The sequence below is a fragment of the Cohnella panacarvi Gsoil 349 genome (assembly GCF_000515335.1).
Taxonomy (GTDB): Bacteria; Bacillota; Bacilli; order Paenibacillales; family Paenibacillaceae; genus Cohnella; species Cohnella panacarvi.
Map to the genome: position 1 here is coordinate 1,423,682 of NZ_KI911563.1, position 23,290 is coordinate 1,446,971.

Below are 23,290 nucleotides of genomic sequence, written 5' to 3' on the forward strand. Positions count from 1 at the left end.
TTGAAAAAAGCAAACAAATCGCATCCTTACGGGAGCTTCAACGCTTGTAAACGCTATCGTCAACCGCGCACGCGGCGCAAAGCTTCCCCTGCCATGGCCGCGAACTTATCATCCGGCAGGACCGGGCGCATCGCGGACGTAAGGATCGACGGAATTCGCAGCCAAGATTTGCAACCCCCGTAGCTTTCGTCGGCCGGAAGCATCGCGGGCTCCTCCAGTTCGTATACACGCAAGACGAGTACGTGAAGCGGCTTCGTTTTTTTCCACTTCAGCCTCTCGACCGCATAATCTTGCGTCCACACATGCAGCTCGTCGAGTCGTTGAAGCGTCTCTTCGTCCGTCACTTCAAGATCGTGGACAACCTCCGCGTAATAGTTGATCCGCACCGTATCCGGATGGGCCGATGCTTCCTCTTGCGTCCGAACGACCGCATCCCTGGCCTCTTCCTTCATCAGGTGCGGCTTCTGATGCTCGTACGACGGGAATAAATAGAAGCTCGGACTTTCGACCTTGAATTCCTTCGTCTCTTCGGCGATTCCGCCTTTGCGCAGCACGATGATTTGCCTTCCGGATGCGAGCGCCTCTACGGCCGCCGCCCATTCCCTTAACGCAATCGACCCTTCCATAGTCTGATCCGCCCTCCTTAGAACCATCCCCATATTATAACATATTCGATGCTGCTTCGGCTTGCTCGTCCCCTGTTGGCTGCCGTATTTTCATCCGCAACCGGACTGTAGTATAATAGTAGCTAATTAAAAGGCCATGCTGCCCTTGCCGAACGACGGAAGGCACAACCTCGGAGCGAATTCATGTCCGGGGCTGTGCCTTTTTACGTCTTTGCGGGAATCCTTACATTCAGGTCGATCTCATGGAGGTAAAGACAAACGTATGCTGAGAGAAGCGATTTTCCACCGTCCCAAAAACAACTGGTCGTACGCTTACGATCGTTCGACGATCCATATCCGCCTGCGTACGAAGCGTGACGATGTCGCGCGCGTAGAGTTGATTCACGGAGATAAATACGATTGGCACATCGTAGGAGCCAGCGTAGCCGATATGTCCGTCTATGCGCAAGATTCTCTGTTCGACTACTGGCAACTCGCCATTAAACCGAAGTACCGGAGACTCAAATACGGTTTTAAACTCGAGTCCGGCTCGGAGTCGCTCTGGTTAGACGAACAAGGGCTGCACGAGGAGGAACCGGCGAACCGCAACCTGTTCTTCGAGTTCCCGTTCCTGAATCCCGCGGACGTGTTCGAACCGCCGTCGTGGGTCAAGGACGCCGTGTTCTATCAAATATTTCCCGAGCGGTTCGCGAACGGAGACCGATCTCTCGATCCCGAAGACGTCGAGCCATGGGGCGGCGAGCCTACGACGAGCAACTTCTTCGGCGGCGACCTGCAAGGCGTGCTTGATCGATTGGACCATCTGACCGCGCTCGGCGTCAACGCCATCTACTTCAACCCGTTGTTCGAAGCGCCGACGAATCATAAGTACGATACGAAGGATTACTTGAAAGTCGATCCGCATTTCGGCACGAACGCGCTGCTCAAGAAGCTGGTCGACGCCTGCCATCGGCGAGGCATCCGAGTGCTATTGGACGCCGTGTTCAATCATAGCGGCAGAGAATGGCCCCCGTTCGTCGACGTGCGCGATAAAGGAGCCGCTTCCGAATACGCGGATTGGTTCCACGTCCGCGAATTTCCGATCGACGTCAAGGACGGGATTCCGACCTACGACACGTTCGCGTTCGAGCGCCATATGCCGAAGCTGAACACGGAAAACCCGAAGGTTCAGGCTCATCTGATCGAGGTCGCGCGTTATTGGATCGAGGATATCGGCGTGGACGGCTGGCGCCTGGACGTCGCCAACGAGGTCGACCATCGGTTCTGGCGATCGTTCCGCGACGTCGTGAAGCGCGCGAATCCCGAGGCGTATATATTGGGAGAGATTTGGCATGATTCTTTGCCGTGGCTTAGCGGAGATCAGTTCGATGCGGTCATGAACTACCCGTTCACCGAGGCGGTGCTCGACTTCGCGGTGAGAGGCACGCGCGACGGCAAGCAATTCGCGGACTTGGTCGGCTCCTTGCTGGCGGCGTACCCGCAGCAAGCGTCGGAGGCCGCCTTCAACTTGCTCGGCAGCCATGACACGCCGCGTTTGTTGACCCTGTGCAACGACGATAAAAAAGTCATGAAGCTGGCTTCGGCGATCCAATTCACGTTCTCCGGCACGCCTTGCATCTATTACGGGGACGAAGTCGGAGTGAACGGCGGGCAAGACCCAGGCTGCCGCAAGTGCATGCCGTGGGAGGAAGAAAAACAGGACCGCGAGCTGTTCGCCTTCTTCAGCGAGCTCGTACGGCTACGCCGTAATCACCGCGCCCTCAGGGACGGCTCGTACAAAGTCCTACATGCGGAGAACGGCGATCGCACGCTCGCTTATTCGCGCGAACATGGCGACGAGAAATTCGTCATCGCCCTTAACGCGAACAAACAAAAAGCAACCGTATCGCTTCCGATTGGAAGCCAAACGGCTGCCCGTGTCGTCTTCGGCGACGGCACCGTTGCGGGAAGCAAAGGCAAACTGAGCGTTGCGCTTCCTTCATACGGTTTCGCGATCGTCCGAACCTAATCGGTCTTCACTTCGCGGCAGGCGTTCCTTGACGGAGCGTCTGCCATTTCAATTCCTCGTTCAGTTGGGCGATCGCGGTGTCGAGACGCTCGGCCAGTTCGTCGGACAGCTTAAAGCCCCCGCCCTCTACGCGCTCCACCCATTGATCGATCGCATATACGCCGCTCAGAATATTCGTCGCTCCGAGCGCGGCCGCCACCGGCTTCAGCGCATAGTCGATCGACAGCAGGTGCGCGATCGTTCCGCCGATGAAGAGCGGCGCGATCACTTTATTCTGGAAGCCTTTCTGCGGGATCAAATCCAAGAACGTCTTCAGCACGCCCGTATAAGAAGCTTTATATACCGGACTGGCGATAATGACGGCATCCGCCTTCTCTACTTGCGCGACGGCTTCGATAACCGCCGGACTGGCGAAGTTCGCCTTGATCAAATCTTCCGCGGGCAACGAAGCGACCTGCAGATGGGCGACCTCATGGCCAAGCCGTTTCAATTGCGACTCGCTATATTGCGTTAATCCGTATAGGCGCGAGTTTGCCGTCGGGCTCCCGGATACGACGACGATATTAGCCATACTCCCAACTCCAATCTGTTTTCTATTAATTCTGACTATTCCAATAAGGATTAATTCGATAAATCCATCGTACCATCGGATTATACCATCGTCAACCTAATCGCTCTATCACTTGTACGGTAGAGCGCCACTGTAACGTTGTGCGACAACGCTAATTTAACTCCGTCTCGGCAGCGCACCGCAGTAACGTTATGCGACAACGCTAATTTAACTCCGCTTCGATAGCGCACCGCAGTAACGTTGTGCGACAACGCTAATTTAACTCCGCTTCGATAGCGCGCCGCAGTAACGTTGTGCGACAACGCTAATTTAACTCCGTCTCGATAGCGCGCCACTGTAACGTTGTGCGACAACGCTAATTTAACTCCGCTTCGATAGCGCGCCGCAGTAACGTTATGCGACAACGCTAATTTAACTCCGCTTCGATAGCGCACCGCAGTAACGTTGTGCGACAACGCTAATTTAACTCCGTCTCGATAGCGCGCCACTGTAACGTTGTGCGACAACGCTAATTTAACTCCGCTTCGATAGCGCACCGCAGTAACGTTGTGCGACAACGCTAATTTAACTCCGCTTCGATAGCGCACCGCTGTAACGTTGTGCGACAACGCTAATTTAACTCCGCTTCGATAGCGCACCGCAGTAACGTTGTGCGACAACGCTAATTTAACTCCGTCTCGGCAGCGCACCGCAGTAACGTTGTGCGACAACGCTAATTTAACTCCGTCTCGGCAGCGCACCGCAGTAACGTTGTGCGACAACGCTAATGCCTGCCTACAAAATAACCCCCGAGCCTGAAGGGGGTTCAGGTCCGAGGGTTATCGCGTATTACGGTTGAAGCACGACGCTCGTATATGGCGGCAGCGTAAGCTCCCTACCTTGCAGCGAGGCGTCTTCGCTCGTCGACAGGATGAGCTCGTCGAAACTCGGCCGTTGCTCCTTCATCTCCGCGAAGGCGACAACCTGCTGCCGGCCCGACAGATTATGGAGCACGAGCAGCGTCTGTTCGCCGTTCTTGCGAATATAGGAAGCAATCGCGTCGTTGTCCGCCTCGTAGGACTCGATCGTTCCTCCGCGAAGCGCCGGCTCTTGCATGCGCCAAGACAGCAGCGTCCGATAATGGTTCAGAAGCGAGCGGGGGGTCTCGTCTTCCGCCTCCACGGACACTTGGCCGCCTCCTCGGCCCGTTGCGGCTTCCCAGGTCGTCTCCGCCGGATCTCCCGGCGCGATCTTCCACGGGAACGGCTCGCGGATGCGCTCATCCGGCTTGGCGCCGGTCATGCCGAGCTCTTCGCCGTAATAGATGAACGCGTTGCCCGGCATCGTCAGCATGAGCGCCGCGGCCGTCTTGGCATGATCCGCGTTGCCTTTCAACGCCGTCATGACGCGGTTCTGGTCGTGGTTGGTCAAGAACACCGCATCCACGGCTTTGCCGCCGGATTGTTTCGCGTAAAACTCGTTCACGCGGGACACCGTAAACCCGAAGTCCGGCGCCTTCTCCGAATCCGCCGCGCTGATCAGATTCGCGGCCAGATCGAAGTTGAACGCGGAATCCAGCGCGTTATTCAAGAAAGGACCGATGACCGCGGTCGCGTCCCACACTTCGCCGACGAGATACGCGTCCGGCTTAACCTCGTTCATGCCTTCGCGGAACTCCTGCCACCAAGCTTGGTTGGCATCCTTCACCCTCTTCGTCTTCAGCGTCGAGTTGAAGTCGCCGTAAATGTGCTTGGCCGCATCCAGCCTGAATCCGTCGACGCCTTGCTTCAGCCAATACTGGCCGATGCTTACGATCTCCTTGCGAACATCGGGGTTGTCGAAGTTCAGGTCGGGCATCCCTTCCCAGAAAATGCCCAAGTATTGGTCGCCCAGTCGGGAGTGCCAAGGCTCCGCTCCCGTCGCTCCGTCGGATGGGCTCGCCCCATCCGGACGCGAGCTCGCCCACGTATACCAGTCGCGACGCCCGCTGCCTTCGCCCGAAGCGGAATCGACGAACCACGGATGCTCCACGCTCGTATGGTTGACGACAAGGTCCATGATCACTTTAATGCCGCGCTTATGCGCTTCGTCGATCAGCTTCTTGAAGTCTTCCGGCGTGCCGTAGTCGGAGTCGATCCCGTAATAGTCGGTGACGTCGTAACCGTGATAGCTCGGGGACGGGTTAATCGGCATGAGCCAGATGCCGTCCACACCGAGTTTATCGATATAGTCAAGCTTGCCCGTAACGCCGTTCAGGTCGCCGATCCCGTCGCCGTTCGAATCCGCGAACGACCGAACGAAAATTTCGTAATAGGCGTTGCTAGGACCCTCGGCTTGCTTCGTCCCGCCCTCCGAACAGGCGGCAAGCAACAAAGCCGAACCGATGAGCACGCCCGCCGCCAACCGCAGCGACCGACTCATCCTTTGGAAGCTCCCGCCGTCAATCCGTCGACAAGGAAACGTTGCGTGTACATGTAAAGAATCGTAATCGGAATCGCGACGAGCACGCATCCCGCGGCGAACAGCGTGAACTCCGTGCTGTTATACGAATCGATGATGCTCCACAGGCCTACGGCCAGCGTCCACTCGTCCCTGGAGGTCAGAATCGCCCTTGCGAAAATAAAGTCGACCCACGCGCCAGTAAACGTCATTAAAGAAATATAAGTGATGATCGGACGCGAGAGCGGCAGAATGATTCGGAAGAAAATCGACATATTGTTCGCCCCGTCGATTCTCGCCGCCTCTTCCAAGCTGCGCGGGATCGTGTCGAAGAACCCTTTGGCCACGAACATTCCGAGCGCGGAGCCAGCCGAATAGACGAGGACGAGACCCCACTTGGAATCAAGCAATTGGAGCTTCTGCAAGATCGAGAAGATTGCGATGATGCTAAGGAATCCCGGGAACATGCCTAGTATGAGCACGACCATCATCATGGGCTTGCGCCCTTTGAAGCGAAACCGGGAGAAGGCGTAGGCGGTAAGCAGTTGAAGAATCGTGCCGATGACCGTGCTGACCGCCGCCACCTGCAGCGTATTCCAGAACCACTTGGCGTATTGGATATCCCGGGTTCCCCGCGTCCTGAACAAATCCTTGTAATGATCGAGCGTCCATTGCTGGGGAATGAACGTATCGCTGAACAGCGAGTTGCCGACGCGGAAGGAGGACAGCACCGTCCAAAGCGCCGGGTATATCGATACGACGCCGATTAGCGCCAGCACAGCGTAGCTAATGAGCAGCTTCGGCTTCATTGGATCATGTCCTCCTCTTGGTAGGATTTCGTTCTCCGGAACAGCAGGATAGCCGCCGTAGCGATGAACAGGAAGATCAGGATCGCGACAGCCGCCGCGATGTTGTATTGCTTGAAGTCGATCGTCAATTTAAAGAGCCACGTGACGAGCAGGTCCGTCTCGCCCGCGTTGTTGTAGTTAACGGTCGCGGGACCGCCGCCCGTGAGCAGGTAGATGACGTTGAAGTTGTTGATGTTGCCTACGAACTGGGAGATCAGAATCGGAGCCGTGGCGAAAAGGATAAACGGCATCGTGATGTTGCGGAATTTCATCCACTGCGATGCCCCGTCGACGTCGGCCGCTTCGTAGAGGTCTCTCGGTATCGTCGTCAGAATGCCCATGACGAGAACCATCGTCACCGGAATGCCGATCCACATATTGACTACGATAACCGACACTTTCGCCCAGAACGGATCGTTCAGCCACGGCAGCCCGCCTAACCCGAACGCCCGGAAATACTGGTTGATCGGCCCGAACTGCTCGTTCAGCATGTTCCGCATGATCAGCAAGGATACGAATTGAGGAATTGCGTACGGAATAATGAACAACGTGCGCCAGAAGCCCTTGAACTTCACGCCTTGCTGGCTGATGAGCAGCGCGACGAGAATGCCGCCGAAGTAACAGGTCACCGTTGCCAGAATAGCCCAGATGATCGTCCACGTAAGTACGCCGACGAACGTGTCGCTCCACCCCGTCATATTGAACAGATTGTGGAACGTCGAAAAGCCTACCCAATCGACCAGGTTTTTGGCCGGAATATGATTAGGCGACGAATAGTTGGTGAACGCGATCAGCGACGTGAATACGATCGGCATGACCGTGAAGAATAGCACGCCCAGGAAAGGGATCGCAAGTAGAAGCCACGGAAACAGGCCGTTGTTCAGCTTGGATGAATCCTGCCCCTGCGTCCGTCTGCGCCCTACCGTCACCGCGTCGCGAATGTTCAATACGTAGAGGAAAACGATGACGAGCAGCACGAGCAGCGCCAGCACGCCGTTAATCATCATGAAGATGGAATGGTCGCCCGGAACAAGCCTGGATATTTTACCGACTTTCTCTAGATGTACTCCCTTGTCTCCTAGCGATATTAAACCTTTCAAGTACGGCGGAAGCACGGCGAAGGCCACGTATAGTCCCGTCGCGTACACGGCCATGAACAAGACGGCTTTCGCGTATTGCCGGTTATACCATTGTCCGAGTCCCATGAAGAGCGCGGATAACCAACCCGCGATCGTCGGAGTTCTGTTCAAACGCTGTCCTCTCCTTCCTGTAAACCATACACCCGCCGTTAACCGGCGGGTGCGTGGCGAACTCGTTTATTCTGGATGTCTCCGCGGATTACTGTGCCGCAGCGTTGGCGTCTTTGATTTTCTTCGCCCATTCGTCCATCGTCTTCTGAGCGTCGGCCTTGTCGTTCCACAGGGAAGCGAGAGCCGCTTCGTGCGTTGCCCAGAAGCCGTTCATCTCGGCGATCTTAGGCATTGGCGTGGAATTGTTGAACTGGCTCAGGAACACGCTTGCGAACGGATCGTTGCTTACCGTCGGGCTTGCGGCTACGTTCTTGTTGGAAGGCAAGCTTCCGAACAGCTCGAAGTTGCGGGCTTGCGACGCTTCGCCGGACACGAGCTCGGCGAACATCTTCGCGGCGATCGGATATTTCGAGTAGGCGTTAACGAGGAAGCCTTTTACGCCGGAGAACGGCATCATCGGCTTGCCGTTAGGCAGCGACGGATATTCCATAACGCCGAGGTTTTTCACGCTGGCTTGGAATTCTTTCGTTTGCCAAGGGCCGGATACGTTCATCGCGAGTTTGCCTTCGTTGAACAAGCTCGTTTTGATGTCGGCTTTGATGTCGCCGGCTTTGATCGGAAGGATTTGATCCTTCAGGCTTCCGAAGAACTTCGCCGCTTCAACGCCGCCGGCGTTGTTCAGGCCGATATCGTTAGGATCCGAACCGTCGTTGCCGAATACGTACGCGCCGTATCCGCCGAAGAACGCCCAGCTCCAGTAACCGTTGCCGACTTCCCACATGTACGCGTATTTTTGGTTCTTAACGTCGTTGAAGCCTTTGGCGAAAGAGATCACTTCGTCCCAGGTTTTCGGTGGCGTAGGAACGAGGTCTTTATTGTAAAATACTGCCGTCGTCTCGACGGACATCGGATAGCCGTAAAGAACGTTGTCGATCGTGAACGCATCTACCGCTTTGTCGGAGTTGTTCGCTTTGGAACCCTCTTCGTGCAGATCGTTCGGCAGAACGACGCCGGCTTGCACAGCTGCGCCTAGGCGGTCGTGAACCGCGAGGAATACGTCCGCGCCTACGCCCGCGGGGCCGTCGTTGATGATTTTCTCGATCGATTTATCCGGGCCTACGTCTTGGATTTCCACGTCGATGCCGTATTTGTCTTTGAAAGTCGCAGCCGCTTCTTCTACAAGCTGCTTTTCGCTTGCGGAGTACCAAGCAACGAGCTTTGCGCCTGCTTCCGGCGCGAGTTCTTCGGCAGGCGCTTCATCGGTTCCTGCCGGAGCGCTCTCCGTTGCTGCAGGTGCGCTAGGGGAAGCGTTGTTCCCATTGTTGTTGCTTCCGCATGCTGTCAGACCGACCGCAGTCGTCAACGCCAGGGACAGAAGTAGCAGTTGTTTTTTGCTCATAAACCGTGTGAACCCCTCTCTGATTCTCAATAGATTTGTGCGCTGCCGTACCCGCATGCCATCAATCGGCATATTTTTGTAGCCGTTTGCGCAAACGTTTGTTCATCGTTGCACAGCACTACACATATCGCCGATTTTCTTATTAATCAAGCATGCTCGCGGATTTGAAAGCGCTTTTTAACACATCTCTTATGATACGCCTAATCAAAAATAAGTAAATCGTTTGCACATATTATTTTCGTTCATTTAGGTTATAAAATATTATAAATACTCTATTTATCTCTCGTTTTCTAACAATCCCTAACCTTGTTGATTTGTGCAACAGATGGCACAATGTAAACGGATACTTTTGTGCAATCTGCGCAACAACAACTACCGGTTTACACTTTCAGGCGTTTCCGATACGATTAATCAAATACTAGAACAAAGGACGAAACCTTATGGCGGTCACAATAAAGGAAGTCGCGAAGAAAGCGGGCGTCTCTCCCTCGACGGTATCGAGGGTCATCGCGAATCATCCCCGCATTAGCGAGGAAACGAGCAAACGCGTACGAGAAATCATGGACGAGCTTGGCTATCATCCGAACATCATGGCCAAGAGCCTCGTGTCCAGAACGACCCGCACGATCGGAGTCGTGCTGCCGCGGCCGGCGGAAGAGCTGCTGCTCAACTTCTTCTTCTACGAATTGATTCGCGGCGTGCTCGCCCAGCTCACCCGCTCCGGTTACGACCTGCTCATGGCGGGCGGAACGAACGAGCAGGAGGAGCTCGAAACCGTGACCCGGCTCGTCCGAAGCGGACGCGTGGACGGGCTGCTGCTGCTCTACTCCCGCGCCTCCGACCCGGTCATCCATCTGCTTCGCCAAGAAAAAATGCCTTTCGTGCTGTTAGGCAGAAGCCTGGATTACGAAGACGTACCGTCGGTCGATAACGACAACGTGCAAGCTGCCTACGACGCGACGAAGCATCTGATCGCCCAAGGTCAGCGCCGCATCGGCTTCGTCAGCGGTCCGACCAAGCTCGCCATGACGCAAGACCGTATGGCAGGCTATACGAAGGCGTTAAGCGAGGCCGGTCTGCCCTTTAAAGAAGGATGGGTCGTCGAAGGCGAGTTTCTGTTGGAAAGCGGCTATCGGGCGATGGCTTCCATCATGTCGCAACCCGAGCCCCCTACCGCTCTCGTCATCATCGACGACGTCGTTGCTTTCGGCGTATTAAAGGGACTTACGGAGCTTGGCTACCGCATCCCGCAAGACGTCGCCATCGTCAGCTTCAATAACATCGCGCTGACCGAACTCACGATGCCGCCGATCACGAGCGTGGACGTGGGTACGTATCAGTTGGGATACACCGCATCCCAGATGGTGCTGCGAATGATCCAGCAAGTCGAAATTACGGCCAGGCAGATCATCCCTCACCGTCTCGTCGTCCGCGAATCGTCCTTGCGCACGCTCTCGCTCACGTAGTAAGGATGTGACAAATCCGGCACTCTCATACCCCTATAAGCGGAGGAAGATCGACGACCGGAATCGCCGGCGTTCGGTCTTCCTTTGCTTTGCGCGCGGCCGGGCTTTCAACCGCCTGCAAATTCATTTATACTATCATCTAGATTGTTAACGATGAATGTGTACTAATCTTATCGGATATGTTCCGCGGAGGAGAATACAATGAGCCAATACCATCCTTTGTCCGAAACCGAAGCGATCGCCCTCGCGAAGACCATCCCCGGTCTCTTCAGCGGGAACGGCGAGCTGACATGTCGCGAAATCGGCGACGGCAACCTTAACCTCGTGTTCCACGTCACTCAGCCGTCCTCAGGAGCGGGAGTAATCGTGAAGCAGGCGCTCCCTTACGCCAAAGTCGTCGGCGAATCTTGGCCGCTGACGCTGGACCGCGCAAGGATCGAGAGCGAAGCGCTTAAGCTCGAAGGACGATTCGCGCCCGGCCTCGTGCCGAAGGTATACTACACCGACAACGACTTGGCGGTTACAGTAATGGAAGACCTGAGCAGCCACGTCATCATGCGCCGCGGCTTGATCGAAGGCGGCGTCTATCCGAAGTTCGCCGGCGATATCTCGGAATTCCTGGCCCGCACGCTGTTCTTCACGTCCGATCTCGGCATGAATCAACAGCAGAAGAAGACGCTGGCGGCGTCCTTCGCGAATCCGGAGCTATGTAAAATCACGGAGGATTTGATCTTCGACCATCCTTACACGGATGCCGATACGAACAACTTCGACGACCACCTGAAGATCGAAGCGTCCCTGCTATGGTCCGATACGGAGCTCCATCTGGAAGTCGCGAAGCTTCGGGAGAAGTTCCTGACGCATGCGCAAGCCCTGCTTCATGGCGACTTGCACACCGGCAGCATCTTCATTACGCCGGAATCGACGAAAGTCATCGATCCGGAATTCGCGTACTTCGGACCGATGGGCTTCGATATCGGCGCCGTGCTGGCGAATATATTGCTCAACTTCGCCAGCCAAGAACACTGGTCGGACGGCGATTCCGCCAGACAGTCGCGCAGAGCGTACCTCATTCAGACCGTTCGAGACATCTGGACGGGGTTCGAAAGCAAATTCCGCGCGTTATGGAACGAGCACGGAGTCGATCGCGTCGCGCGCTCCGCCGGCTATCAAGATGATTACATGCAACGTCTGCTGCAAGATACGATCGGGTTTGCGGGCGCGAAAATGGTTCGCCGGGTCGTGGGCCTTGCCCATGTCGCCGACATCGATAAAATCCCCGAACCGGCCGTTCGCGAGAAAGCGCAAAAAATCGCGCTCGCGATCGGCAAGGAGCTCATTAAACGCAACCGCAAGCTGACTTCGATCGAACAGCTGATCGACATCGCGGAATCCGCCGTCGTGCGCGGGTAACAGCCATTGCCGGAAACCTCGAGAGGAGCAACATCGTGACAACACCGAAAGCGCAACAATCCAATACGCCGGAAGCTCTTAGATCGTTGATATGGGACGACAACGCCCTGTTGATGCTCGATCAACGCTTGCTGCCGGAAGAAACCGTCTATTTGCGGTTAACGACGCCGCAAGAAGTATGGGAAGGCATTCGCGAGCTTAAAGTCCGCGGCGCACCCGCCATCGGCATCTCGGCTGCTTATGGCGTCGTTCTGGGCATTATCGATTTCGCCGGGGATACGAAGCAACTGACTGCGGAAGCCGTCAAACATGCGGAATATCTGGCGACTTCGCGGCCGACGGCCGTCAATCTGTTCTGGGCGCTCGACCGGATGAAGGCGCGCGCCAACGCGTTAGCCGCCGAAGGCGCGTCCCTGGAGGATGCGATTCGCGCGCTGTTGGACGAAGCGCAACAGATTCACGCGGAGGATGAGGAAACGAACCGATTGATCGGGGAGCACGCCTTGACTCTGTTCAAGGACGGCATGGGGGTGCTTACGCACTGCAACGCAGGCGGACTCGCGACTTCGAAATACGGAACCGCGCTCGCTCCGTTCTACCTCGCGCTTGAGCAAGGCATCCGGTTGAAAGTGTTCGCCGACGAGACTCGTCCGGTGCTTCAAGGCGCCCGGCTAACCGCATTCGAGCTTCAACAGGCCGGCGTCGACGTCACGCTCATCTGCGACAATATGGCCGGTCATGTCATGTCCAAAGGCTGGGTCCAGGCGGTCATCGTCGGCACGGACCGCGTCGCCGCCAACGGCGACGTCGCCAACAAAATCGGAACGTACGGCGTGGCCGTCATGGCCAAAGCCCATCATATCCCGTTCTACGTCGCTTGTCCGCTTTCGACGATCGACTTGTCGACGCCGACTGGCGCCGACATTCCGATCGAAGAGCGGCATCCGGACGAAGTGTCGCACGGATTCGGCAAGCGCACGGCTCCCGAGGGCGTCGCGATCTACAACCCGGCTTTCGACATTACTCCAAGCGAGCTGGTCACCGCGATCATTACGGAGAAAGGCATCGTGCGCGCGCCTTATTCGGAGAGCTTAAAGAACTTATTCGCGGAGCTATAGCATTCGTTAAGAAGCGGACCCCGCCAATAGGCGGACCGCTTCTTTCCCGCTCATGCCGACGTTAATGCCCATTGCCGCAGCGGCTTCCGTAACGGATTCGAGCGGCGCGTCGAGCAGCTGCTCGAAGTTGCGGACGCCTACGGCGCGCCCGGCAATAATCTGCCGGTCTCTAAGTTTGTCGTTAAGGAGTCCGACATCCAGCGCGCCGCACATAATATACCCGCCGCCTGCCGCGATCGCGACGAGCGTCGTCTTGGGCAACAGCACTTCGACGCCGATCGCCGTCCAATCGTCGACGCGAATCGGCACGATTCTAACCATGCCTACCACCTCCAGACCGCCAAGTCAGTGCATAATTACGTTGTATAGAATATGCGGCAATGTTCGCGAACATTAAGGCCTTTTGCCCTATAAAGTACTACATTAGGCGGACAAAACGTGTTATATTAATTTTACCTAAAGAAATAAACGGTGTACCCAGTGGAGGACATACGATGTCACAGAAGAAACCCGATTCCGACGGCGCCTACCTGTTCCAAGTAGACGTCATGCTCCATGCCTCAAGCAACGGAGCGGCATTAGAACAGCTTCTTCGCGTACTCAACAGCGGCAATTTCGCGGATTATCGAATCGGATCGGGTATACGGCTCGGCTCGGCGATCGAACAAGCGCTTGCCCAGACGACGCAGACCGTGCCCATCCCGATCAAAGAACACGTCAAGTCCCCCGGCAAAGAACCCGTCAATGCCAAACCACACGCCAAAGAAGCCAGTAAGACGAACCCGCTTGAAATCCGGATACGCCATTTCATACAGAGCAACCAACTCATTCGGCTCAATATCAACAAAGGCCGCGGCGTTAAGATGAGCCTACCGTGCCGCGTCGTTAACTACGACCCGAGCAATCAAATGCTGACCGTCTATCACGTAGACGAGAAGCAAGTGTATACCGTTCTCCTGAACGAAATCGACGATTTCATCGAGTAGAGGGTCAGTCGATAGAGAGCGGCATGACAAAGAGGATATCCACCAGGCCAACGCAGCGTCATCACTCGGACTAACTGCATGCAATGAAGCTATTCCAATGGATGGGATACACCTTGACCTATAAACGGTACGAAGTGCAGCTATTTGGCGGAAAATGAGAGTTCCGGTTGTTTCAGCGATAATGAGAAGTATTCGATGCAGTTATTCAGTAGATAAATGACGATATTGTGATAACGAACTGTACTCCATGCAGTGTGCCTGCGGTATTGCGGTACAAACAACAGGTGTGACTCCGAAGCGAGGAAGGTTATGCGCTATCGGTTCGGCGGATGATCGAGCTGGCTTTCGCTTGCCCACCATATCCTTAAAAAGGCTGCGATAGACCAAAACAAAACCAGGATAGAGCAGATACAAACCCTGCTCCATCCTGGTTATTTACTTTTTCGAGTTAGTTCCTTAGGGGAATTGTCTCTATAGGATTCTAGCTATAGTTCGCGCTTAACGGCAGCGCCGAGCGGTTGAGATGCTCCTTCAATAAGCTCGATATGCTCCCGCTGTCGAGCGGCGGACTGCCGAAGTAGCCTTGCATCTCGTCGCAATGGTGACGACGCAAGAAATGCACCTGCTCCTCCGTCTCGACTCCTTCCGCGATCACTTGCATCTGAAGGTTGTGCGCCATCGCGATGATCGCCGCGACGATCGCCGCGTCGTTCGGGTCTTGTTGAATGTCGCGCACGAAAGTGCGATCGATCTTCAGCCTTGCGATCGGGAGCTTCTTCAAGTAATGGAAGGAGCTGTACCCGGTACCGAAATCGTCGATGCTGATGTTGACGCCGAGCTCCGTCAGTTCTTTCAAGCTGAGCGAAGCCCGATCGACGTCCATCGTCATGCTCTCCGTAATCTCCAGCTCGAGAAACTTCGGATCGAGTCCCGTCTTCTCCAGTACCTCGGCGATCTTCTCCGTCAAATTCCGATGCACGAATTGCCTGAACGACAAGTTCACGGACACGGGAATGCTCGGCAAGCCCGCAAGCTGCCACTCCTTGTTCTGACGGCACGCTTCCTCGATGACCCAATCTCCGAGCGGAACGATCATTCCGCTCTCCTCGGCCGCGGGGATGAAGTCGCTCGGCGGCACGAGACCGCGCTCCGGATGCCTCCAACGAATGAGAGCCTCCATCCCGACGATCTGACCCGACGCCAAATCGTATTGAGGCTGATAGTAGAGGCGAAACTCTCGATTGTTCAGCGCTTGCCGCATCTCGTGCTGGATCGTCAGCTTCTGCATCGCGATCGGATCCATCTCATGAGAGAAGAGCACATAATGATTTTTGCCGTTCTCTTTGACTTTGTGCAACGCCGTATCCGCGCGCTTCATCAGCGTGCCCGCGTCTACGATTCCTTCTTCCCAGACCGCTACGCCGATGCTGACCGTAATGTGCAACGGAAGGCCGTTCAGCTCGAACGGTTCCTCGAGCACGGCCATCATCGCGTCCAGCCGGACGGTAACGTCTTGGCCGTCTTTCACGAGATCCAGCAGAGCGACGAACTCATCGCCCTCCATGCGGGCAATGTCCCCGTTCTCCGGCAAACATCTGGTCAACCGCTCCGCGATCTGCAGCAGCAGCATATCCCCGAACTCCCGGCCGAAAGAAGCGTTAACGAGCTTGAACCGATCGACGTCCATGTAGCATACCGCCAGCTTCGTGCCGGGCGATTGGGCGCTCTTGAGCTTCTCTTCCAATCGGCTCGTGAAATAACGGCGGTTCGGAAGTCCCGTCATATCATCGTAATACGCCATGTAGCGAATCCGCTCCAACGTGCGTATGCGTTCGCTTATATCTTGGATGAATACTAACAACCCGATCGTCGAACCGTCCCGTACCAAAGGCGAAGACGAAATGATCAAGTCGACGGGGTGGCCCTGTTTGTGCACAACGCGAATTTCCTGCGATACGTTCTGTCCCCGAAGCGTCCTGACGAAAATCTGCAACGTATGATCGTACGAACGTTCGTCCACGAATTGGGCGAACGGCTCTCCGATCATCTCGGACTTGTCGTAACCGATCAAATCCGTAGGATCTTGATTGATATCGAGAAGTCGGCCCTGCTTATCGATGACGGCAAAAGCAACCGGACTGCTATTATAAAGGGAATTCAGCAGTTCGGAATGATAGGAAGGAACCGAAGCCTCTTGCCGGCGGCGCCTACGGGCGAACTGCCGACCTAACGCCACGGAGCCGGCGGCGGCTATTAAACCGGCGGCGATCCATGCAGGCCAAATGTCGTTCACAAGACGACGTCCTTCCTCCCCATTCGGGAAAAATAGCGAACTCTCTACAACTCTCATTATAAACGCTAGTCGAAAGATGTATAGAGAAATCCCACATTTTTCACTTTTGGGTTCGCGCGGCCAGCGCTAGGCATATCCAACCGGCGATGAACGCGACTCCTCCGAGAGGCGTGATCGCCCCGAGAGCTTCCACTCCGCTTAACGCGAGGGCATAGAGGCTTCCGGAGAATAATACCACTCCCGCCAGCAGCAGACGCGCCGACCACAGCGCCAGCTTCGGGCGCGGCAATCTGTCGATGAGCAGCGCGACGAGCAGAATGCCTATCGCATGGAGCATATGATATTGCACGCCGGTTTGATAGACGTCCATCATGTCCGATGACAGTTCGTCCTTAAGCGCATGGGCTCCGAAAGCTCCGAGCGCGACGGACAGCATGGCGGCGAGCGCGCCGATTTTCACGTATCTGATCATTCGTATTCGTCAATCCCCTGTTCGCGGTGTAGTACAAGCTTCACTATCATACCTTAAACCTGACCAACAGATATAACTATTTCAAAAAGAACGAAGTTCGGCTGTGGCCGTCTTTGGTCTTGCTGACTTCGAGCACGGCCGGGAACGCTTGCTTCAGCTCCTGCACGTGGGAGATGACGCCGATCATGCGTCCTGCCCGTTGCAAATCGATTAACGTCCGGATCGCTTTGCCCAGCGACTCCTCGTCGAGCGACCCGAAGCCTTCGTCGATGAACATCATCTCGATCGAGACGCCGCCTTGGTACGCTTGGATGACGTCGGTCATCCCGAGCGCGAGGCATAGCGACGCGTTGAACTTCTCGCCGCCGGACATCGACTTCACGTCGCGGTTCTGGCCCGTATACGCGTCGTACACGTCGAGGCCGAGCCCGCTCTGCTTGCCGCGCGCCTCCAGCCTGTCGCTGCGCTGCAGCAGGAATTGGCCGCCCGACAACTCTTGCAGGCGGGCGTTCGCCGCTTGCAGGATTTGCTCCAGAAATTCGATGAGAATGTAGCGCTCGAACGACACTTTCAACGCGTTGTCGCCCTTCAGCATCTGATAGAGATCGGCGACGCTCTGGTATTGCCGCTCCAGGTCCGCCAGTTGCTCGTGCGATTTGGCGATCGCCGCTAGAAGGCGCTGCGCTTCCTGCTTGAATTGCTGCACGCCGTGAAGCTCGGCGGTTACGCGATCGTTGCTCGCTTTGAGCTCGGCGATCGCGGCGTGCATCTCGTCGAGCCCGGGAGCCGCTTTCCCTGCTAATTCACGCTCCAGCTCCTCGATCTGCTGCGCCAGCGCCGCCCACGCCGACTTGAACGTCTCGATCTGACGCTGCCTCGCCATCCGCTCCTGCTCCGGCAGCTTGGCCGACGAGTAGGCTGACGCGTCGTCGCCGAACCCGCTCTTGGCGAGCGCGTCAGCGAACCGGGCGGCGGCTTCCGCTTGCCGCTGCTTGGCCTCTTCGAGCTGGCCCGTAAGCTGCGTTACGTTCGTTCGCTCGACCGTTACCCGCGTCCGCGCTTGCTCCAACGCTTGTTGCGCAGCTTCCCAAGCGTCGGTCAACTGTTGGAGTCGCGCGGATGTGCCGTTCAGGCGCGACGTCAGCAGTGCCGGCGAACGAACGTCCTCCGGTACGCGGCCTCGCTCGTTCTCGAGCAGCGTTTGCTTCGTCGTTCGATCGAGCGTGATGCGCCCTAACCGCTCTATTAGCCGTTCGCGATCCGTCTGCAGCTTCTCCAATTGCCCTTCCTCTTGCTCAAGGCTTTCCTTGAGAGATACCGCTTCGGTCTTCAGAGCCTCCAGCTTGTTCTTATCGGCCCGATGATTTGCGCCGTCTTCCTTCGCTTGATCGAGCTGCCCAGACCACGAACGATCCTGGGACAACCCGAGTTCATCCATGATCGCAAGCTTACCCTCTCGCAATTCGACGGTCGCCGACGCTTGGGCAACCGCTTCGTTCAAGACTTGCTCCGCGGCGCGAAGCTGCTCCTTCAGCTCCTGAATCTGCTCCCGTGTCGGAATCGTCTCGACTGCGGTCGCTCTGCTCGGATGCTCCAGACTGCCGCATACGGGACAAGCCGCTCCATCGTGCAGGTGCATGGCCAGAAGGCCGGCTTGTCCTTCCAACCACAAGGCTTCCTGCTCGTCGTGGCGTTGTCTCATCCGTTCGGCCGATTGCGCCAAGGCTTGCCTGCTCTGGGACTGTTCGATGAGACGAGCATCGAGCGTAACCATTTCATTCAGCCATTTGTACCGATCGATCGTTAGCTGAAGACGCTTCTCCGCTTCGGGCAGACGCTCTGCTTCCGCCTCCATCGCCTTGAGCCGCTCTTGCTTCGCCCGCCGGGATTCGCGCAGCTCGACCAGTTGCTTCTCTCCCGCGTCGCGTTCGGCCGCCAGCTTGCGCTCCTCTTGCTGGAGCAGCGCAAGCTCCTGCTCGCGCTGCTCCAGCGTCCGCACGACCTCGGCGTACTCGCCGAGCTTCTGCAGCGCGAGCTGCGCCTCGGTCCGCTCCGGCTCGCGCGCTTGTTCGGCGCGGTAACGCTCCTCCGCCATGGCTAACGCCCGCTCCGCTTCGGAGACCGCCCCAAGCGTCCGCTCCAGCTGCGCCGCCTTCGCCTCCGCTTGCCGTTTGTCCGCCTCCGCTTGCTCCTCGTACGGCTCGAGCTTGGCGGCTTGCTCGGCAAGCTGCACGCCGCGAGCCAGCGCATCGATGTCGCTCTGCCGCGCGGCCATCTGCTCCCGCTGCGCCTGCTTATCCGCCAGCTGCGCGAACCGGCCGGCAAGCGCAAGCCCCTCGCGCAGCGCCGTCTCCGCTTCGGCAAGCCTCGCGCCCAACGCGTCGCGGCGCGCCGACACCGCAGCAGCCTGCTCGCCGTAATATTCGGCTTCCTGCGTCAGCCCTTCCATCACCTGCGCCGAGCTGCGGTACGTCTGCGACAGGGCCGCGGTTAAGGCGCTGTCTTCCCGCTGCGGCAGCGTCTCCTCGGCCTGCTTCACGTAGACGTCCTGCGTCGCCTTCTCTTGCTTCAGCGTGTCCTGCAGCTCGCGGTGCTTGCGCTGAAACTTCTCTTCCAGCTTCTCGTACAGCCCTGTCCGGAATATGCGCCGCAGGATCTCTTCCTTATTGTCCGTATCGGACGTAAGCAGCTTGCGAAATTCGCCTTGAGGCAGCATGACGATCTGACTGAATTGTTCCTTCGTCAGCCCGATGACGGACTCCAGCTTCGCGTTCACGTCGGAGACGATGAACCGGTCGACGCAAGGCACGTCCTCTCCCGACGTCGTCTCGTACAGCTCGGATTTGCCGCCGGTTTCGTTCTTATTGCCTGCGCGGCGGTGCGGCATCTGCCTAATGACGCGATAGGTGCGCCCGCCTACGCCGAATTCGTAATCGACCGCCGTATGGACGTCGTCCTCCGCGAAATGGCTGCGCAGCATCCGCGTCTCCGCGCGGTCTTCTCCGCTGGCGCTTCCGTACAGCGCGAAGCAGATCGCATCGAATATCGTCGTCTTGCCCGCGCCGGTGTTGCCGGAGATGACGAACAGCCGCCGATCCTCCAGCAACCGAAAATCGACCGTCTCGGTGTCGCGATACGGACCGAACGCGGTCATGCTTAATCGAATCGGCCTCATACCGCGCCACCTTCCTCTCGCACGACTTCCGCGTACGTCTCGGCGAACAAGCGCCTCTTATCCTCGGTAAGCGGCTGCCCTTTGACTTCCTCGTAGAACGCCGCGAACAGCGACACCGGATCGGCTTCCCTGCGCGATACGCCGGCGTGGTCGGCGCCATCCTCAACCGCACCCTCCGCTACGGTAGCCGGCTTAACCTCGACATGCATCGCATTCGGATACACGGCGCGCGCCTTCTCCATCGGGAACAGCACCGGATGGTCGCTTAACAGCGTCACGAACGCGTAATCCTCGGATATGAAACCGGTCGCGGCTACGATCTCCTCGACCGGAGCGACGATTCTGCGCATGTCGCGAAGCGGCGCGAACGACCGCTGCTCCATCGCAACCGTACCGTCTCCCGCTAGTTCGACGATGTAATACCCTTTGCGATGATGCTCCTCGGATATCGAATACTTGAGCGGAGAACCCGAATACCGTACCCGCTCGTCGCCGACATGGTGCGCCTGGTGAAGATGGCCGAGCGCCGTATAATGGAACGCCTTAAAGTATTCCGCGTGAACGTGCTCCGCGCCGCCGACCGCAAGCGGCCGTTCCGACTGGCTCGTATTCTCCTGCGGCGCCGCGCCGGGCGTCACGAAAGCGTGTCCGACGAACACGTGTCGAGCGCCTGCAACCATCCGCTCCCCGATCCGTCCTACGATCGCTTTCATCGCGTCGTCGTGAGTACGAATCGTCTCGTCCCCGTAAGCGAACCGAACTTGAGCCGGGTCGGCATACGGTACGAGGTGAAAATGCACCTCGCCGTCCCCGTCTTTCAGCACGACCGGCTTCGACTCCGCGGGCAACTGCCCGACGAGATGGAGTCCCCGCGCCTCCATAATGCGCGTGCCGAACCCGAGCCGATCGGGGCTGTCGTGGTTGCCCGAAATCGCTAGCACAGGCACGCCGATGCGCAGCACCAGCTCGGCGAGCAGCTCGTCCAGCAGCTCGACCGCTTCCGTCGGCGGTACCGCCCGATCGTACAGATCGCCCGCGACGACGACCGCGTCCGGGCGCTCCCGCTCTACCGCATCTACCAATTGCCGCAGCACGAACCTTTGATCCTCCGTCATATAGACGCCCTGTACCAGCTTGCCTAGATGCCAATCCGCCGTATGTATGAACCTCATGAAGGCGTAACCTCCCGAACATTTTACGGAATCGAACGATTCTCTTAACTATTTTAATCGATCGAGGGGACATCTGTCAGTTGCGCGCGGACTATGTTTTGTTTCCATGTGCTTGTACCCCGGGCATATCGCACACATTGTTTGCGGCAACTTGAATATATTGATTACGATCAACGATTTCACTACTCGCGAGAGGGGGTTGCCCATGAACCATTCCTCATTCATTCTGTCCCGTGAAGACTGGTCGCTCCACCGCAAGGGCTACCAGGATCAAGCGCGTCACCAGCAGAAAGTCAGAGAGGCGATCAAGCAGAACTTGCCCGACCTGATCAGCGAAGAGAACATCGTGCTGTCGGATGGGCGCCAGATCATAAAGATCCCGATTCGCAGTTTGGACGAATATCGGTTCGTATTCAATATGAACAAGAAGAAGCACGTCGGCCAAGGCCAAGGCGACAGCAAAGTCGGCGACGTGCTGGGGGTCGATCCGACGCCGCAAGGCGGCAAAGGGGAGAATGCCGGCTCCGATCCGGGCGAAGACGTCGTGGAAGCCGAAATTTCGATGGCCGAGCTGGAGTCGATGCTGTTCGAAGAGCTGGAGCTTCCTTACTTGCAGCGCAAGGAACGAGAGCAGATCGAGTCGAAGGAAGTCCGGTTCACCGACGTTCGGCGCAAAGGCATTATGTCCAACATCGACAAGAAGCGGACGATCCTCGAGAATTTACGCCGCAACTCGCGCGAGGGACATCCGGAAATCCACGGCATCTCGCCGGACGATCTGCGTTTCAAAACGTGGGAAGAAATCGTGAAGCCGCATAACAATGCGGTTATTCTAGCCATGATGGATACTTCGGGGTCGATGGGTGTGGCGTAATGAACTAGAGCTTACGGGAGGTGAAGCGGCCATGGCGGAGCCGCTTTTTATTGTTTCTAAGGAAGATTGGTCCCTGCACCGCAAAGGCTATCTGGATCAAAGCCGGCATCAAGAGAAAGTTCGCGAAGCGATCAAACAGAATCTCCCCGATCTTGTCACCGACGAAAGTATTCTCGCCTCGAACGGCAAGCAAATCATCAAGATTCCCATTCGCAGTTTGGATGAATACAGGTTCGTCTATAACTACAATAAATCGAAGCACGTCGGCCAAGGAGATGGCGATACGCAAGTCGGAGACGTGCTGGGCAGAGATACTGCGGAGACGCAGGGTCCGGGTAAAGGCGAAGGCGCGGGCGATCAACCGGGGGCCGATTACTTCGAAGCGGAGATCGATATCGCGGAACTGGAGCGCATGCTATTCGAGGAACTGGAGCTTCCCCGTTTGGAAAAGAAAGACAAGCGCGTCATGACAGACAACGAAATCATCTTTAACGACGTCCGCAAGAAAGGCATCGTATCCAATATCGATAAGAAGCGGACGATTCTCGAAAACTTGCGGCGCAATTCTCGGGACGGTCGTCCGATGATCGGCGGGATTTCCCCGGACGATATCCGTTACCGGACTTGGAATGAAGTTGAAAAGCCCCACTCCAACGCCGTCATCCTCGCTCTAATGGACACATCGGGAAGCATGGGAAGCTACGAAAAGTACGCGGCGCGCAGCTTCTTTTTCTGGATGGCTAGGTTTCTTAGGACGAAATACGAAAAAGTCGAAATCGTGTTCGTCGCGCATCATACAGAGGCTAAGGAAGTCAGCGAAGAGGAGTTTTTTACTCGGGGGGAAAGCGGCGGGACGATTTGCTCGTCTGCTTACGCCAAAGCCTTGGAAATTATTGATTCCAGGTATCCGCCAAACGAGTACAATATATATCCGATTCATTTTTCTGACGGCGACAATCTGACATCGGATAACGAGCGGTGCGTAAGGCTCATTACGGAGTTGACGAAAAGAAGCAATATGTTCGGGTACGGTGAAGTCAATCAGTACAATCGTTCGAGTACGCTGATGGCGGCTTACAAGCATATCGAGGATCCCAAATTTATGTACTATGTCATCAAAGAAAAAAGCGAAATCTATCTTGCGTTAAAGAGATTCTTTCAAAAGTGACTTGCTACTCTATGCAAAAGACTCCTTCTGGAG

Annotated in this window: 18 protein-coding genes and 1 pseudogene; 7 read left to right on the plus strand and 12 right to left on the minus strand. The window is 56.6% G+C overall.

Annotation, left to right across the window (positions count from 1 at the left end; all coding sequences use genetic code 11):
- Window positions 1-59 precede the first annotated feature (59 nt).
- Window positions 60-626 carry a DUF1802 family protein gene (locus COHPA_RS0106870; protein WP_027085459.1) on the minus strand — a complete coding sequence of 189 codons (567 nt, stop codon included), beginning with the start codon at window positions 624-626 and terminating at the stop codon, window positions 60-62.
- Window positions 627-888: 262 nt separating this feature from the next.
- On the opposite strand from COHPA_RS0106870, the gene COHPA_RS0106875 reads away from it, so the two are divergent.
- Window positions 889-2,634 carry an alpha-glycosidase gene (locus COHPA_RS0106875; protein WP_027085460.1) on the plus strand — a complete coding sequence of 582 codons (1,746 nt, stop codon included), beginning with the start codon at window positions 889-891 and terminating at the stop codon, window positions 2,632-2,634.
- 7 nt (window positions 2,635-2,641) lie between these two features.
- Here COHPA_RS0106875 and ssuE read toward each other — a convergent pair whose 3' ends face one another.
- The 6 genes from ssuE to COHPA_RS0106900 form a co-directional block, all read right to left on the minus strand.
- Window positions 2,642-3,205 carry an NADPH-dependent FMN reductase gene (gene ssuE, locus COHPA_RS0106880; protein WP_027085461.1) on the minus strand — a complete coding sequence of 188 codons (564 nt, stop codon included), beginning with the start codon at window positions 3,203-3,205 and terminating at the stop codon, window positions 2,642-2,644.
- Between the two features lie 80 nt (window positions 3,206-3,285).
- Window positions 3,286-3,966 (minus strand): hypothetical protein, encoded by a 681-nt coding sequence (locus COHPA_RS23095; protein WP_156926609.1) that lies wholly within the window; start codon window positions 3,964-3,966, stop codon window positions 3,286-3,288.
- Between the two features lie 67 nt (window positions 3,967-4,033).
- Window positions 4,034-5,605: an alpha-amylase family glycosyl hydrolase gene (locus COHPA_RS0106885; RefSeq protein ID WP_027085462.1), complete on the minus strand. Its 1,572-nt coding sequence runs from the start codon at window positions 5,603-5,605 to the stop codon at window positions 4,034-4,036.
- On the minus strand, window positions 5,602-6,432 hold the full coding sequence (locus COHPA_RS0106890) for a sugar ABC transporter permease (RefSeq protein WP_027085463.1): 831 nt from the start codon (window positions 6,430-6,432) through the stop codon (window positions 5,602-5,604). The genes COHPA_RS0106885 and COHPA_RS0106890 overlap by 4 nt, the downstream gene beginning before the upstream one ends.
- The gene (locus tag COHPA_RS0106895; protein WP_027085464.1) at window positions 6,429-7,721 is read right to left on the minus strand and encodes a carbohydrate ABC transporter permease; all 1,293 of its coding nucleotides are present in this window, start codon (window positions 7,719-7,721) and stop codon (window positions 6,429-6,431) included. Before COHPA_RS0106895 ends, COHPA_RS0106890 begins: the two co-directional genes overlap by 4 nt.
- Before the next feature lie 88 nt (window positions 7,722-7,809).
- Window positions 7,810-9,120 carry a sugar ABC transporter substrate-binding protein gene (locus COHPA_RS0106900; protein WP_027085465.1) on the minus strand — a complete coding sequence of 437 codons (1,311 nt, stop codon included), beginning with the start codon at window positions 9,118-9,120 and terminating at the stop codon, window positions 7,810-7,812.
- 440 nt (window positions 9,121-9,560) lie between these two features.
- On the opposite strand from COHPA_RS0106900, the gene COHPA_RS0106905 reads away from it, so the two are divergent.
- From COHPA_RS0106905 to mtnA, 3 genes are all read left to right on the plus strand, one after another.
- On the plus strand, window positions 9,561-10,586 hold the full coding sequence (locus tag COHPA_RS0106905) for a LacI family DNA-binding transcriptional regulator (protein WP_027085466.1): 1,026 nt from the start codon (window positions 9,561-9,563) through the stop codon (window positions 10,584-10,586).
- Window positions 10,587-10,787: 201 nt separating this feature from the next.
- Entirely contained in the window at window positions 10,788-11,999 is a 1,212-nt protein-coding gene (gene mtnK, locus COHPA_RS0106915; RefSeq protein WP_027085467.1) for an S-methyl-5-thioribose kinase, read from the plus strand.
- 35 nt (window positions 12,000-12,034) lie between these two features.
- Complete coding sequence (gene mtnA, locus COHPA_RS0106920; RefSeq protein WP_027085468.1) at window positions 12,035-13,117, plus strand: S-methyl-5-thioribose-1-phosphate isomerase; 1,083 nt, start codon at window positions 12,035-12,037, stop codon at window positions 13,115-13,117.
- Between the two features lie 6 nt (window positions 13,118-13,123).
- Here the strand turns inward: mtnA and COHPA_RS0106925 are convergent, their stop codons facing one another.
- The gene (locus COHPA_RS0106925) at window positions 13,124-13,438 is read right to left on the minus strand and encodes a YunC family protein (protein WP_027085469.1); all 315 of its coding nucleotides are present in this window, start codon (window positions 13,436-13,438) and stop codon (window positions 13,124-13,126) included.
- 173 nt (window positions 13,439-13,611) lie between these two features.
- Here COHPA_RS0106925 and COHPA_RS0106930 point away from each other — a divergent pair, with 173 nt between their 5' ends.
- Complete coding sequence (locus COHPA_RS0106930) at window positions 13,612-14,103, plus strand: hypothetical protein (RefSeq protein WP_027085470.1); 492 nt, start codon at window positions 13,612-13,614, stop codon at window positions 14,101-14,103.
- 481 nt (window positions 14,104-14,584) lie between these two features.
- On the opposite strand, the gene COHPA_RS0106935 is transcribed toward COHPA_RS0106930, so the two are convergent.
- From COHPA_RS0106935 to COHPA_RS0106950, 4 genes are all read right to left on the minus strand, one after another.
- The gene (locus COHPA_RS0106935) at window positions 14,585-16,396 is read right to left on the minus strand and encodes a putative bifunctional diguanylate cyclase/phosphodiesterase (RefSeq protein ID WP_027085471.1); all 1,812 of its coding nucleotides are present in this window, start codon (window positions 16,394-16,396) and stop codon (window positions 14,585-14,587) included.
- A 100-nt stretch (window positions 16,397-16,496) separates the two neighbouring features.
- On the minus strand, window positions 16,497-16,868 hold the full coding sequence (locus COHPA_RS0106940; RefSeq protein WP_027085472.1) for a DUF423 domain-containing protein: 372 nt from the start codon (window positions 16,866-16,868) through the stop codon (window positions 16,497-16,499).
- A 76-nt stretch (window positions 16,869-16,944) separates the two neighbouring features.
- Window positions 16,945-20,043 carry an AAA family ATPase gene (locus COHPA_RS0106945; protein ID WP_027085473.1) on the minus strand — a complete coding sequence of 1,033 codons (3,099 nt, stop codon included), beginning with the start codon at window positions 20,041-20,043 and terminating at the stop codon, window positions 16,945-16,947.
- Entirely contained in the window at window positions 20,040-21,215 is a 1,176-nt protein-coding gene (locus COHPA_RS0106950; protein ID WP_027085474.1) for an exonuclease SbcCD subunit D, read from the minus strand. The genes COHPA_RS0106945 and COHPA_RS0106950 overlap by 4 nt, the downstream gene beginning before the upstream one ends.
- A gap of 205 nt (window positions 21,216-21,420) precedes the next feature.
- On the opposite strand from COHPA_RS0106950, the pseudogene COHPA_RS0106955 reads away from it, so the two are divergent.
- Window positions 21,421-22,080: pseudogene (locus COHPA_RS0106955) on the plus strand (DUF444 family protein); the annotation flags it as partial.
- A gap of 40 nt (window positions 22,081-22,120) precedes the next feature.
- A complete protein-coding gene (gene yhbH / locus COHPA_RS0106960) occupies window positions 22,121-23,257 on the plus strand; it encodes a sporulation protein YhbH (protein ID WP_027085476.1) in 1,137 nt (378 codons plus the stop codon).
- Window positions 23,258-23,290 lie beyond the last annotated feature (33 nt).

Bases quoted from the DNA above. Each gene is read 5' to 3' on its own strand.
- COHPA_RS0106870 (WP_027085459.1), bottom strand. From the start codon at position 626: ATGGAAGGGTCGATTGCGTTAAGGGAATGGGCGGCGGCCGTAGAGGCG.
- COHPA_RS0106875 (WP_027085460.1), top strand. From the start codon at position 889: ATGCTGAGAGAAGCGATTTTCCACCGTCCCAAAAACAACTGGTCGTAC.
- ssuE (WP_027085461.1), bottom strand. From the start codon at position 3,205: ATGGCTAATATCGTCGTCGTATCCGGGAGCCCGACGGCAAACTCGCGC.
- COHPA_RS0106885 (WP_027085462.1), bottom strand. From the start codon at position 5,605: ATGAGTCGGTCGCTGCGGTTGGCGGCGGGCGTGCTCATCGGTTCGGCT.
- COHPA_RS0106890 (WP_027085463.1), bottom strand. From the start codon at position 6,432: ATGAAGCCGAAGCTGCTCATTAGCTACGCTGTGCTGGCGCTAATCGGC.
- COHPA_RS0106900 (WP_027085465.1), bottom strand. From the start codon at position 9,120: ATGAGCAAAAAACAACTGCTACTTCTGTCCCTGGCGTTGACGACTGCG.
- COHPA_RS0106905 (WP_027085466.1), top strand. From the start codon at position 9,561: ATGGCGGTCACAATAAAGGAAGTCGCGAAGAAAGCGGGCGTCTCTCCC.
- mtnK (WP_027085467.1), top strand. From the start codon at position 10,788: ATGAGCCAATACCATCCTTTGTCCGAAACCGAAGCGATCGCCCTCGCG.
- COHPA_RS0106925 (WP_027085469.1), bottom strand. From the start codon at position 13,438: ATGGTTAGAATCGTGCCGATTCGCGTCGACGATTGGACGGCGATCGGC.
- COHPA_RS0106930 (WP_027085470.1), top strand. From the start codon at position 13,612: ATGTCACAGAAGAAACCCGATTCCGACGGCGCCTACCTGTTCCAAGTA.
- COHPA_RS0106940 (WP_027085472.1), bottom strand. From the start codon at position 16,868: ATGATCAGATACGTGAAAATCGGCGCGCTCGCCGCCATGCTGTCCGTC.
- COHPA_RS0106945 (WP_027085473.1), bottom strand. From the start codon at position 20,043: ATGAGGCCGATTCGATTAAGCATGACCGCGTTCGGTCCGTATCGCGAC.
- COHPA_RS0106950 (WP_027085474.1), bottom strand. From the start codon at position 21,215: ATGAGGTTCATACATACGGCGGATTGGCATCTAGGCAAGCTGGTACAG.
- yhbH (WP_027085476.1), top strand. From the start codon at position 22,121: ATGGCGGAGCCGCTTTTTATTGTTTCTAAGGAAGATTGGTCCCTGCAC.